Annotated in this window: 12 protein-coding genes and 1 pseudogene; 4 read left to right on the forward strand and 9 right to left on the reverse strand. The window is 59.9% G+C overall.

Annotation, left to right across the window (positions count from 1 at the left end; translation table 11 throughout):
- Window positions 1-131 precede the first annotated feature (131 nt).
- Window positions 132-446 carry a DUF3509 domain-containing protein gene (locus ACM6I5_RS03185; protein WP_017336598.1) on the forward strand — a complete coding sequence of 105 codons (315 nt, stop codon included), beginning with the start codon at window positions 132-134 and terminating at the stop codon, window positions 444-446.
- Here the strand turns inward: ACM6I5_RS03185 and ACM6I5_RS03190 are convergent.
- A complete protein-coding gene (locus ACM6I5_RS03190; RefSeq protein ID WP_017336597.1) occupies window positions 443-943 on the reverse strand; it encodes a phosphate-starvation-inducible protein PsiE in 501 nt (166 codons plus the stop codon). The genes ACM6I5_RS03185 and ACM6I5_RS03190 overlap by 4 nt on opposite strands.
- 313 nt (window positions 944-1,256) lie before the next feature.
- Between ACM6I5_RS03190 and ACM6I5_RS03195 the strand changes: the two are divergent.
- A pseudogene (locus tag ACM6I5_RS03195) lies at window positions 1,257-1,511 on the forward strand (YebG family protein); the annotation flags it as partial.
- A 153-nt stretch (window positions 1,512-1,664) separates the two neighbouring features.
- Here the strand turns inward: ACM6I5_RS03195 and ACM6I5_RS03200 are convergent.
- The 3 genes from ACM6I5_RS03200 to ACM6I5_RS03210 all read right to left on the reverse strand — a co-directional run bounded on the left by ACM6I5_RS03200 (window position 1,665) and on the right by ACM6I5_RS03210 (window position 4,045).
- The gene (locus ACM6I5_RS03200; RefSeq protein WP_414883170.1) at window positions 1,665-2,096 is read right to left on the reverse strand and encodes a hypothetical protein; all 432 of its coding nucleotides are present in this window, start codon (window positions 2,094-2,096) and stop codon (window positions 1,665-1,667) included.
- A complete protein-coding gene (locus ACM6I5_RS03205; RefSeq protein ID WP_414879392.1) occupies window positions 2,093-2,908 on the reverse strand; it encodes a hypothetical protein in 816 nt (271 codons plus the stop codon). The genes ACM6I5_RS03200 and ACM6I5_RS03205 overlap by 4 nt, the downstream gene beginning before the upstream one ends.
- Before the next feature lie 117 nt (window positions 2,909-3,025).
- Window positions 3,026-4,045, reverse strand: a complete 1,020-nt coding sequence (locus ACM6I5_RS03210; RefSeq protein WP_017336593.1) for a Glu/Leu/Phe/Val dehydrogenase family protein — start codon at window positions 4,043-4,045, stop codon at window positions 3,026-3,028.
- 174 nt (window positions 4,046-4,219) lie between these two features.
- Between ACM6I5_RS03210 and ACM6I5_RS03215 the strand changes: the two genes are divergently transcribed.
- Window positions 4,220-5,023, forward strand: coding sequence for a SirB1 family protein (locus ACM6I5_RS03215; protein ID WP_017336592.1), 804 nt, complete (start codon window positions 4,220-4,222; stop codon window positions 5,021-5,023).
- Between the two features lie 97 nt (window positions 5,024-5,120).
- On the opposite strand, the gene maiA is transcribed toward ACM6I5_RS03215, so the two are convergent.
- The 3 genes from maiA to hmgA are packed head-to-tail and all read right to left on the reverse strand — an operon-like array spanning window position 5,121 to window position 8,381.
- Entirely contained in the window at window positions 5,121-5,756 is a 636-nt protein-coding gene (maiA, locus tag ACM6I5_RS03220) for a maleylacetoacetate isomerase (RefSeq protein WP_414883171.1), read from the reverse strand.
- A 12-nt stretch (window positions 5,757-5,768) separates the two neighbouring features.
- The gene (gene fahA / locus ACM6I5_RS03225; RefSeq protein WP_414879390.1) at window positions 5,769-7,073 is read right to left on the reverse strand and encodes a fumarylacetoacetase; all 1,305 of its coding nucleotides are present in this window, start codon (window positions 7,071-7,073) and stop codon (window positions 5,769-5,771) included.
- A 3-nt stretch (window positions 7,074-7,076) separates the two neighbouring features.
- Complete coding sequence (gene hmgA / locus ACM6I5_RS03230) at window positions 7,077-8,381, reverse strand: homogentisate 1,2-dioxygenase (protein ID WP_414879389.1); 1,305 nt, start codon at window positions 8,379-8,381, stop codon at window positions 7,077-7,079.
- A gap of 165 nt (window positions 8,382-8,546) precedes the next feature.
- Between hmgA and ACM6I5_RS03235 the strand changes: the two genes are divergently transcribed.
- The gene (locus ACM6I5_RS03235; RefSeq protein ID WP_414879388.1) at window positions 8,547-9,341 is read left to right on the forward strand and encodes an IclR family transcriptional regulator; all 795 of its coding nucleotides are present in this window, start codon (window positions 8,547-8,549) and stop codon (window positions 9,339-9,341) included.
- A 25-nt stretch (window positions 9,342-9,366) separates the two neighbouring features.
- Here the strand turns inward: ACM6I5_RS03235 and ACM6I5_RS03240 are convergent, their stop codons facing one another.
- Window positions 9,367-9,702, reverse strand: a complete 336-nt coding sequence (locus tag ACM6I5_RS03240) for a hypothetical protein (protein ID WP_414879637.1) — start codon at window positions 9,700-9,702, stop codon at window positions 9,367-9,369.
- Window positions 9,703-9,843: 141 nt separating this feature from the next.
- Window positions 9,844-12,399, reverse strand: coding sequence for a LuxR C-terminal-related transcriptional regulator (locus ACM6I5_RS03245; protein WP_414883172.1), 2,556 nt, complete (start codon window positions 12,397-12,399; stop codon window positions 9,844-9,846).
- Between the last annotated feature and the right edge of the window lie 48 nt (window positions 12,400-12,447).

Below are 12,447 nucleotides of genomic sequence, written 5' to 3' on the forward strand. Positions count from 1 at the left end.
TGCTACACCCCTGACGAGGCAAAAAGGATTTTTTGAGAACCTCAGCGAGCGCCTGCCGATGGTCCGGTATTGCGAACCAACCCGACCATGGCCGGTCAACAACTGCACGTTCAATCAGGCGGTGACGCATCATGGACAACCCCTTTCAGCTCATTACCGATGCCTTTGCACCGGATTACCAGATCAACCTGAGCATTCAGGGTCTGGACGGCAGCATCATGCTGACCCTCTCCAACAGTGGCCGTATCGTGGCCAAACGGATGATCAGCGCCGAACAACGCAATGACCCCAAGCGCCTCAAACGTTTGGTGCAAAGCATCCAGTTCGGCATTGCCATCGAACAGGGCCAGTGCGCCATGACCATCCTCGAAGCCATGACCGACGGCGACAACCACAAGCTGCCGCCGCCAGCCAAAGGCCAGCCGCGGCCCGCCATGCGCCTTTAAATCTCGCCCTTTTCCACTTCGGGATGCTCACCGGAACCCGCACCGATCTTGCGTTGCGGGTGTTCGATCTTCACCGAAGGGAATTGCGACGAGGCGTAACGCACCACCAGAATCGCAAACGCCAGCAGCAGAATCCCGCCGCACAGGTAAATGATGCCCAGGTCAGGCGGGTTGTGGTGCGAGACGTTGGAGATCAGCAGCCGCGTCAGCGCAGTGATCGCCACGTAAATCAGGAAGCGCACCGGCATGTGGTTGGTCTTGAAGTAAATCCCGACCATCGCGCCCAGTTCGAGGTAGATGAACAGCAGCAAGATATCGTCGATCTTGATGTGCCCCTCTTCGATCATCCCCAGAAATTCCATCACCGCTGCCCACGCGGTCACGGCACCTATGGCGAACAGCGCCAGGTAGTGGAAAGTCTCGACGAACAGATTGCCCAGGGACTCGGCCAGTTGGTGCACGTTTTGCCGCAGGTTCTCGGCCCAGTTGATTTTCACGATGATTCTTCCTTAGCTCGGTTCGAGCGGATGATGCGGGTTGGACGTGACGGTTGTTCTGCATGCAGAAAAAAGGCCAGAGGCGCCTGCGACATGATGGCGAGGTGCTCTAAAACGCGCTCCGTGGCGTTTGGTCGCACCCTGTGGGGGCTAGCCCTCGCCATTGGAGCGCCACGGCCCACCTGACAAACCCTGAATTCGGTCTACATTAAAAAGCCACTACCCAAAGCGCAGGGATTCGCTTATCCTTTTCGCTGTATATAAATACAGTGGTCGAAACAGACAACTATCGTGAAGGCATGTGAGGTGGTGAATGGCCGTCGAAGTGGTATACCGCAGCAGCCGAGATCTGGAGCGCTTGTTCATGGATAAAGCCGAAGCTGACCGTCATGACAAAATGCTCGAACTGGCCGAATTGCTGGCTGAAGTGTTGCAAAAAGCCGTTCCGTCCCTGACCGAGCAGCAAGTGGAAGAAGCCGGGATCTACATGGCGAAGAACCGCGATGTGTTCGCCAAGGCATTCAAGAGCCAGCCGGATGCGTTGTCCGAACTGCTGAGTGCGCCGGCTGAAATAGCGGAACCCGTTGTTGAAGCAGTCGAAGCCGCTGAGCCTGCCAAGCCAGCTAAAGCAGCCAAGACACCCAAGTAAGCGACACCCGAATTGAATAGGCCCTGAGTCGAATGACTCAGGGCCTTTTTCATGCCTGCGAAAAACCGGGGATCAGGCCGTTCGCGGGGTTCTCTTGTCCACCGCTGTCGAACCTCCGCGGAATGAAGCCCCCGATGGCCCCTGCGAAGAAAGCCCCTGGATGACGTAGAGGTAGGTCTCTTGTGCGCCGTAGTCGAGCATGCTGATCAAACCGCCGACATAGCTGCCGTTGAAAAGAAAACCATCAAAGTTATAGGTCACGGTGAAGGTGATCTGTGCCTCGGTACTTTTACCCGAGGCCTTGATGGTCGTGCCTGCCGACGTTGACGGTGATACGGCGCTTCCCTCGTATGGGATCGGATCTTTGTAAAAACCCGGTAGCGCCAATGCGCCCGTCATCGAATCGGTGTCGAACGTCAACGTGCCGCTCTGCCAAACCTGCAACCCGTTCGGGTTGGCGATCGCGTCGAACAGACTGACGGAGAACGTGTAAGTAGTCGTCATGATTTCACCCAAGGCCGTTCAACGACGTTCAGCAGGTAGACCTCATCACTGTCGGGCGTCAGTGAAAACAGATAGCCATTGTTGAGGAAGTCCTCGTGATCGCTGACATCGATGGGCCAACCGGGATACTGATTACCGTTGGCGTCCAGCACCCACATGAACTTGACGTTGTAATCCGTCGGGGTGTCGGACTTGTAGACCCCGCCGGCCACCTGTGTCCCGTCGTCAAACCGCGCCCACGCCATGACAACCGGTGAGCCAACGCTGATTTCATCGGGCACCGCAGCATTGCCCTGCATGATCAGCGTCCATGCCTCTTTGCCGCCCGCAGGAAGCAACATTCGCGTTACGTGTTGAGGCGTCGGCGATCCGGCTGTCTGAGCCGTCACGGGGCCCTGACCAACGCCGGCGCTCGGCACTACGTCGAGGGTATAGCCAAATGTGTTTTCACCGGGTTGTGGCACTGGGCCGGTGATGGTGCAGGTCAGGCCGTTTTGCTGGGCAACCTCGATATAGGGGTCCCAGGAACCGGGCGTCGAACCCGAGTTGATCACGCAGTTGATGGCCGGGTTTTCAGACTGGTAGAGGGTGAAGAAGACGTTGCCGTCGCTGTCCCATAAACCGGTGCTCACCGGACCTGCGGTGCCAGGGGTGAAAATAGTGATCTGCCCGCCGTAATTGGCGCCGTTATCGTCACTGACAAACGACACGCCAATATCGAGACTGGAGTTGATCGTGAAATTGCAGGTGAGAGATGAACTGGAAGACATGATTCGCTCCTTGAAATCACGAAAAAGCATTGCGCCAGTCATGATTGCCCCAGACGCAGGCAGGCCTTCATCAACCGGGCGGGTGGCGTTGCGCCATCCCGCTTGCAGCGTAGTCAGGACTCTAGAATTTGCCAGCGGCATGAAGGACGCTGTGAGCCTTCATTGGTACAACACTTTCTCCGCCAACTCGTCCGCCACCCGCGCCGGGGAACGTTTCTCCGCCTGGGCATGGGCAAAGACTTCGGTCAGCCTCGAGCTGATTTTCGACAAGTGGGCGGTAATGGTCGTCAGCTCTTCGCCGCGGTGTTTGAGCGAGACGTAGATCAGCCCGCCGGCATTGATCACATAATCCGGCGCGTAAAGAATGCCCCGCCGTTCCAGTTGATCCGCAACGTCCAGATGAGTCAGCTGGTTATTCGCCGAACCGGCCACGGCCGAGCATCGCAATTGCGTGACGGTATTGCTGTTGAGTACGCCGCCGAGGCCGCACGGCGCGAGAATATCGCAAGGCGTGCTGAGCAGCGCGTCGTTGGCGATCGGATGAGCGCCGAGTTGCTCCATGGCCAGTTGCACCTTGCCGTGATCGATGTCGCTGACCAGCAGTTCGGCTCCGGCGGCATGCAGTTGTTCGGCCAGGGCGAAACCGACATTGCCCAGGCCTTGAATGGCCACGCGCAGGCCTTCCAGGTTATCGCTGCCCAGGCGAGCCATGGCGGTGGCACGAATGCCGGTGAACACGCCCATCGCCGCGTGAGGCGCCGGGTCGCCCGCCGAGGTGGTGCTGGTGACATGTTGGGTCTGTTGGGCGATGCAATCCATGTCCGCCACCGAAGTGCCGCTGTCGATGGCCGTGATGTAGCGGCCGTCGAGTTGATTGATGCAGCGGCCGAACGCTTCGAACAGGGCCGCGCGGTTTTCCACATGGACCGGTCGCACAATCACCGCCACGCCACCGCCCTGCGCCAGACCGGCGAGCGCCGCTTTGTAACTCATGCCTTGGGCGAGGCGAATGGCATCCTCGACCGCGGACTCGTCATCGGGATAGGCAAGGTAACGACAGCCTCCCAGGGCAGGCCCCAGACGGCTGTTGTGAATGGCAATGACCGCCTTCAACCCGGTGACCGGGTCGACGCTCAGATGCAGCGATTCAAGGCGAGTGCTTTGCATGAGAGCGAACATCGTAGGGGCTCCCGAATCACTTCTTGTAGTCGCCAGTATAGGCTCGCGCCCAAAAATTGCAGAAGCGCACCGGAATAAGGATTGCCTCGATCCAGCGCTTTCGGACATAACCCGGCGTGCCACTGGACGAACGCCGCAGACGAGGCTAAAACGAGGCATTCCCCGGAGATTTTGATGACGCCTCGCCAACACTTCTTCGATTGTCTGCAACGATCACCGCCCGCGCTGTTCGAGGCAGCGCTGTGGATGTCTGTCGAGCATGACAAGGAAGTGAATCCAGCGGCGGTCCTGGCCCATTTCAAGGACCTGCAACAACGCGTCAGTTACGGTCTGCCGATGCTGCCCGTGAGCGAACTGGCCCAACCGCTGCTGCGACGCCTCAATGACCTGGGCTTCGCCCAGGACGACTTTACCCCCTTGCGCCCGCAAGCAGCCTTACTCGACAAAGTGCTGGAACGCCGGCGGGGGCAACCGCTGGCACTGGGGCTGATTGCGCTGGAACTGGCCAGAGGCCTGGAAATCCCCATGGTCGGGGTCAACTTTCCCGGGCATTTTCTGCTGCGGGTTCCGGGAGCCGATCATTTGCTCGACCCTTGCGGTGGACGCCGGTTGTACCCCAACGATTGCCGTGAACTGTTGCAGCGCCAGTACGGCCCGAACATGAAACTCAACGCCGAGCATTTACTCACCGCCGAGCCCGTGCAGATGCTGCAGCGACTGTCGCGCAACCTGCGTCAGTTGCACCTTTCTCACGATGATTACATTGGTGCGTTGATCGACGCCGAGCGTGTGCTGGAGCTGGGTAACGCGAGCGCCTCCGATTACCTGGCCCGGGCCAGCCTGTATCAACGGCTGGACTGCCCGAACGCCGAGCGTTTCGATCTGGAGCATGCGCTGCTGCTCAGCGACGACCCGATTCAGCGGATTCGCCTGACCGAGCGATTAGGCCACCTGCCGCCCAACTCGGTCGTCCATTAAACGCAGAAGATCGCAGCCTTCGGCAGCGCCTACATTGAGAGGGGGTACACCCGGCAGGAGCTGCCGAAGGCTGCGACCTTTTGCGCTTGTTTATGACTCAAGGGGTGTCTGGCTGGTTCGCCGGGTGAGCCTTGATGAAGGCCGGGTGAGACGCTGCGAGCGCCGCCACCCGACGAATCCGCGGATACGCCTCAAGGGAAATGCTAAAGCGCTCAGCCGCGTACAACTGCGGGATCAGGTAAACATCCGCCAGGCCAGGTGTCGGACCAAAGCAATAACCCTCATCGCCAATCAACTGCTCGACCGTCGCCAGGCCCTCGCCGATCCAGTGTCCAATCCACTCGACCACCTGCGTTTCATCGTGCCCCGACTGCCGCAGCCGGTTGAGCACGCTGACGTTGTGCAGCGGATGCACATCGCAACCAATCACCGCTGCCACACCCCGTTCATGCGCGCGGGCGGCGAGGTCTTTGGACAGCAGCGGCACCTGTGGATAACGTTCCTCCAGGTACTCGATGATCGCCGGTGACTGAATCAGCAACTCGCCTTCATCGGTACGCAAGGCCGGCACCCGGCCTTGCGGGTTGATGCCCAGATACGCTGGCTGGCGATGTTCGCCACCCGGCGGTGCGATCAGGTTGACCGGCAGTGCCTGGTAATCCAGCCCCTTCAACGCCAACGCGATACGCACCCGGTAAGACGAGGTCGAGCGGTAGTAGGTATAGAGCTCCATGACCCGATCCTCTTAACGCGCCGGCAGCACTTTGCCGCGGCACTCGCCGAAACCGATGGAGGCAAAACCGTCGCGGCTGCAACGGGCACGCAGAATGATTTCGTCGCCGTCCTCGAGGAATTTACGCACTTCGCCAGAGGCCAGTTCGATCGGTTTTTTACCGCCTTCGGTGATTTCCAGCAGACTGCCGAACTGACCGTTCTCCGGCCCCGACAACGTGCCCGAACCGAACAGGTCGCCGGCCTGCAACTGGCAGCCGTTGACGCTGTGATGCGCCACCAGTTGCGCCACGGTCCAGTACATGTGTCGGGTGTTGCTCAGGGTCAGGCGATGGGCCGGCAGGTTCTGCTCGCGCATGGCTTCGGTGAGCAGCAGCACTTCCAGTTCGATGTCGAAGGCGCCAGCGGCTTGATCGCGTTTGTCGAACAGGTACGGCAGCGGCTGCGGATCGCCTTCAGGACGCGCCGGTTGCGCACGACGGAACGGCTCAAGCGCTTCGGCCGTCACCACCCACGGCGAGATGCTGGTGATGAAACTCTTCGACAGGAACGGCCCCAGTGGCTGGTATTCCCACGCCTGGATATCCCGGGCCGACCAGTCGTTGAGCAAGCAGAAACCGGCGATGTGATCGGCGGCATCGCCGATGGCGATCGCGTCACCCATCTCGTTGCCCTGGCCGATCCAGATACCCAGTTCCAGTTCGTAATCCAGGCGTGCGCACGGGCCAAAGGTCGGCTCGGTCTGACCGGCCGGCAAGGTCTGGCCTTTCGGCCGGCGAACATCGGTGCCGGACGGGCGAATGGTCGATGCACGGCCGTGATAACCAATCGGCACATACTTGTAGTTCGGCAGCAACGGGTTATCGGGACGGAACAGTTTGCCAACGTTTTGCGCGTGCTCGATGCCGACGTAGAAGTCGGTGTAATCGTTGATCTTCGCTGGCAGGTGCATTTCGCAGTTTGCCGCCAGCGGCAGCAGTTTCGCGCCTTGGGCTTCGATCTTGCCGTGCAGGGTGCTGCCTTCCTTGAACAGTTCGATCAAGCGTTCACGCAGGGCGACGCGAGCCTCACGGCCCAGCTCGAAAAACCCATTGAGCTGACCGCCACGGGTGGCTTCGACAGCCGTTTTTGCCGCGCCGTCGAACAGCCCGGCATCGAGTGCCGCCTCCAGATCAAAGATGTGGTCACCGATCGCCACACCGCTGCGCGGAGCAGAGCCCTTCACGCTGAACACGCCCAGCGGCAGGTTTTGCAGCGGGAAATCCGCATGGCCGTTGGCAGAGGCAACCCAGCTACGAGTGATGGAAGTCTGAGTCATGGGTTATCTCCGGGTCGGGTCGAAAGTGGCGGGCAGCGTGGCCCAGCAGGCGTCGTAGTTGGTTTGCAGTTGCGGGCAATCGAGAGCGAATCGGCTTGGGCGCAGCACCTGGCTGGTCTCGAACATGAAGGCCATGGTGTTGTCGATTTTCGCGGGTGCGAGCTCGGCGTTGACCGCTTTGGTGCAGGTTTCGCCGTCCGGGCCGTGGGCGCTCATGCAGCTGTGCAGCGACGCGCCACCGGGTACGAAGCCTTCGGCCTTGGCGTCGTACTCGCCCTTGATCAGGCCCATGAACTCGTTCATCAGATTGCGGTGGAACCACGGTGGCCGGAACGTTTTCTCGGCCACCATCCAGCGTGGCGGGAAGATCACGAAGTCCAGATTGGCCAGACCGTGGACACTGGTCGGCGAGGTCAGGACGGTGAAAATCGACGGGTCCGGATGGTCGAAGCTGACCGTGCCGATGGTGTTGAAACGGCGCAGGTCATACTTGTACGGCACATTGTTGCCGTGCCAGGCGACCACGTTGAGCGGCGAATGATTGAGTTCGCAGCCCCACAACTGGCCGAGGAATTTTTGCACCAGGGTGGTCGGCTGTTGGAGGTTTTCGTAATGGGCGACCGGGGTCAGGAAGTCCCGCGGATTGGCCAGGCCGTTGCTGCCGATGGGGCCGAGGTCCGGCAGGCGCAATGGCGCGCCGTGGTTCTCCGCAATGTAGCCGCGCGCCTGCGGGTCGAGCAGCTCGACGCGGAATTTCAGACCGCGCGGCAACACGGCGATTTCCAGCGGTTCAAGTTCCAGCACGCCCAGTTCGGTGGCGATGCGCAGCCGTCCCTGTTCTGGCACCAGCAACAGCTCGCCGTCGGCGTTGAAGAACACACGCTCCATGGAGCGGTTGGCGCGGTAGCTGTAGATGCTGATTCCGGCCGGTTTTTCCGCCGCCGAATTGGCCGCCATGCTCACCAGCCCGTCGATGAAGTCGGTGGGCTCGGTCGGAATATCCAACGGGTTCCAGCGCAGGCGATTGGGCGTCACTTCACCCAACGGGCCACCGGCCAGTTGCCGATCCAGTTTGACGAACGCCGGGTGATTGGCCGATGGCTGAATGCGGTACATCCAGGTGCGCCGCGCTTCGCTGCGGGCCATGGTGAATGCAGTGCCGGAGAACAGTTCGGTGTAGAGACCGTATGGCGCCTTTTGCGGGGAGTTCTGGCCGACGGGCAATGCGCCAGGCAACGCCTCGCTGCTGAATTCGTTGCCGAAGCCGGACTGGTAGGCCAGCGCTGGCGCCGTTGAATCGAGGTTCATGGAGCCTCCTGAACAGGGAGTAGGCAATGGCCTGTCACTCTGTTTCAGAGGTTCCGGCACGCCTGGGTTATTTTTATCGTAATTCGATTACGCATAACGTAATTTGATTGGTATTGACCGTCAAGCTATAAAGACGCCCATTCGTCCCGGAATCAGACCGCCTCCATGGAAACGCCGCGCAACAACGACAAACAGAAAGTCCGCTCGGCCGAGGTCGGCACCGACATTCTCAAGGCACTGGCCGAGCTGTCACCGTCGACGTCCCTGTCGCGCCTGGCCGAGCACGTGCAGATGCCGGCGAGCAAGGTCCACCGCTATTTGCAGGCCTTGATCGCCAGCGGTTTTGCCGAGCAGAACACCGCCACCAATCATTACGGCCTGGGTCGCGAGGCCTTGCGTGTGGGGTTGGCCGCACTCAACAGTATGGACGTGCTCAAAGTTGCCGCCCTGCCCCTGGCCGAGTTGCGCGATGAATTGAACGAGACGTGTTTTTTGGCGGTGTGGGGCAATCAAGGCGCGACCGTGGTGCATATCGAACCGGCGGTGCGCGCGGTGACGGTGGTGACGCAATTGGGCTCGGTGTTGCCGTTGCTCAGCTCGTCGACCGGATTGGTGTTCGGCGCCTATTTGCCGAAACGAGAAACCGTAGACCTGCGCGAGCAAGAACTGCGCAACGCTACTCCCCATGCGCTGGCGGACGATCAGGCGTATGCCGCGCTGTGCGAACAGATCCGTGAGCGCGGTTTGCATCATGTCCATGGTTTGTTGATGCCGGGCGTCGATGCCTTGTCGGCACCTGTTTTCAACGCCGTCGGCAACGTGGCGGCGGTCATGACCATCGTTGGTCCGGCATCATTGTTTCACGCCGACGAAAACGGCCCGGCGGCGCAGCGATTGCTGACGACGACGCGGGCCGTAAGTTGGCGAATGGGATATGAGCCATCCGCCGTCACAGGTTAATCAAGTTGATCGCCTACTGGAGCGATTACTTGTTTCGGTAGGATTCGACTACAACCCGACCTGCTTTATTAAGGTCGGCGATATCCAACTCGGTCACTCGATCATTTTTATCAAAAGTCCATCGCTTGAAGAAAATACCTGCGTACTCATCATTGAACGCCGGCAGTTCATTCTCTTGCACTTTCTCCATGATCGCCCAGCTCAAGCTCTCGGAATAATCAACCATCTGCTTTCCTTCGTCGTTGACCACTACCGAATTCAGGTAGGTTTCATCGGCATTGATCGCAATACTCATATCACCGAAAACCTCAGCCAACTTTTTACTGACTTCTTCCAACAAATAATTTTTCACAAACAGCATCCTTTCCATAAATAAGGGATCGGCCAAGATACATTCAAAAAGACAAATACAAATTGACGGGCCGACGCCCACTTTATAAAACACTCCAACAACACAAGTAACTCTAAAACTTGTATGCATTCGTAAACATATAACCACCCATCAAACAACGATACCCAACGTTTTTGCCTTGGCCACTGCTTGAGTTCTACGCGCAACCCCCAATTTCCCGTTAATCCGGCGCGCATGGGTTTTAACTGTATGTAACGATATGAACAACAGATCGGCTATTTGTTGATTGGAGTTCCCCAGGGCAACCAACTCAAGGACTTCTATTTCACGCTGACTTAACCGGTTCTGGCCCAAAGCCGCCGATTCAGGGGTAAGCGCTGAATCAGTACGACCCATCGCCTCCGGCAAGCGTGGCTGGCGTAATCGAAAGTCGCGAAGAGCCTGTTGAAGGTTACAACGCTCGACCATTGCCAGGCCTTCCTGCAACGACTGGCGGGCAGCAGGCGTATCGCCCGTCAGCCAGGCCACTTCTGCCAGTGCCAGGTGCAATTGCGCTTGCAGCCCCGACATTCCCCGTTGTCGTGCCCAGTTCAACTGGGCCTCGAGCTGCACCAGAGGGGCTTGCGCCTGCCCGCGATACACTTCGGTCAGCACCAGCAGGTATTCAAGGCCGGGAATCAGCTCCAGCGTCGCCGGCGGAGCCTGTCGTGCATGGGCACCATGATAGTGGCGCAGCACCCGGGTCAGGGCTTCATGGGCCAATTCCGGGCGGCCCTGCTGTAGCCAGAAATGGCAGCTGATTTGCAGCAGGACACTGCGGTAGACCGAGTCTGGAATCCGCCGCTGTTGCATCAACCGCTCGGCGTCACGCAGCAGGACAAAGGCCTGGGCGTAGTCCTGGCGATTGGCGGCCAATTGCGCGAGGCCGAGAAAGCCATAAAGCACGCGCTTGTCCTGACTGCGCAGGCACATCTGTAGCCCGCTTTCGAAGTACTCGGCCGCTTGTGCATCCTGTCCCTGAGACAAGCTCAAACGCCCGCGACGCAAGGCAATCCGCCCGAGCAACGGTTCGGCCAGCGGTTGCCGCTGGGCGAGCAAATCGTTCATGTTCGCCAGCAAGTGCTCGGCCCTGCCGGGCGCTCCCCGTTGTTCGAGCACTTGCGCGTGATCGAGCTCCAGCAACCCTTCGAACACCAGCGAATCGTGCGCGCGCGCCAGGCACAACGCCTCACGGTTGAGGGCCTGCGCCACCTCAAGCTCGCCCCGCAGCAACGCTTGCTGGGTCAGGCCGGACAGGCACATCAGCCGGGCGCCCCACAGCGGGGGGCCGAGCTCGCTGAGCGCCTCCAGCAAATGCGTCCGCGAAGGCTCCATGCGCCCCTGCAAATGCAAGAGCCAACCCTGCAAGGCTTGCCAGCGCGCGATCAGCTGCTGTTGCTGGAGCGCCGACGGCTGAGGCATGAAGCGCGACAAGTGCTCGATGCATTCGCCCGCCTGCTCGAACCGCCCGGCGAACAGCAACGCTGCGGTGATCAGCCCCACCAGTTGCGGCGAGCTCAGCGTAAGCTCCTCGCCTTGCCGTTCATGCAGACGCAACAACAGCACCACTGTCTGCTCCTCGAACAGGTGCTCGAAACTGAAATGCTGCAACAGGCTGACCGCAACTTCGAACTCTTGCGCCAGCAAGGCCTGTTCAAATGCGGCTTTCCAGTCCAGTTCAGCGGCGAACCACTGACAGGCGCGGCGATGCCAGGAGCGTGCCTCCGGCCATTGTTCTTCGCGCATCAAATGCGTGAGTGGCGCGAAAATCTGCAGCCAGTCTGTCGAGTCCTGCCAGGGCTCGATAAAGCAACCCAACGCCTGCAACGTATTCAGGTACTGCGCGCCCTCCCCCGCACCGAACAGGTGGTCGCACAGCCGGGCATTGAAACGCGGCAGATGGGCGAGCACCCGCCAGGCTTCCGTGAGCTCCGGGGTCAGAATGCTGAACAGTTCGTGCTCAAGGTAATCGTGCAGCGTGTCCGGCCGAGCATGCAGCGGCTCGTTGCGCGACCCGTCGCATTTTTGCAGCAACGCAATCCGCACACCCGCGCACCAGCCGCCGCTCAGTTCGACAATCCTGCTGGCACGCTTGGCGGCCTGCTCTGGCTCCAGGTGATGCAACAGTCGGGCGATTTCAGTTTGAGTGAAAGCCAGCGTGGCGCGCTCGCAGTCGTACAGTTCGTCGGCGAGCAACAGGCGTGGCCAATTGCAGGGAGGGCGGCGGCGACCACTCAGCCACCAGGTAATCACCGGGTTACTGATCGCCAATAGCCGGTCGAGCAAAAGATCCAGCTCCGGGTCGGGCGTGCGGCAATAGTCATCCAGGCAGACCCAGGTCGGCGTTTGCAATTGCGCCAGATACGCCAGCAATCCTTGTTCGTCCGCGGAGCTCGATCCCAACGCCCGAGCCAACCGCTGAAGAAACTCGCCGACACTCAATGACGCACCCGCCAATGGCAGCCAACAGACGTGACACGGTTCGGGCGCCCGCATCAGGCATTCGATGAGTAGCGCACTCTTGCCACTGCCGGCCGGCGCACAGAGCAGTTTCACCCGCGCTGTCGAGGCCAGTAACGGCTCGATCAACCGCTCGCGAGTCAGGTGATGGGAAGACAAGCGGGGCAAGAGTCCAGTACGGTCCAGACACGGGGCCATGGCAGTCATAGTGGTGCGCCTTTTTATAATTGTGGCGCCACCCTAGTCCTCCCCACA

This window comes from Pseudomonas sp. IT-P171 (assembly GCF_949767765.1).
Taxonomy (GTDB): domain Bacteria; phylum Pseudomonadota; class Gammaproteobacteria; order Pseudomonadales; family Pseudomonadaceae; genus Aquipseudomonas; species Aquipseudomonas fluorescens_B.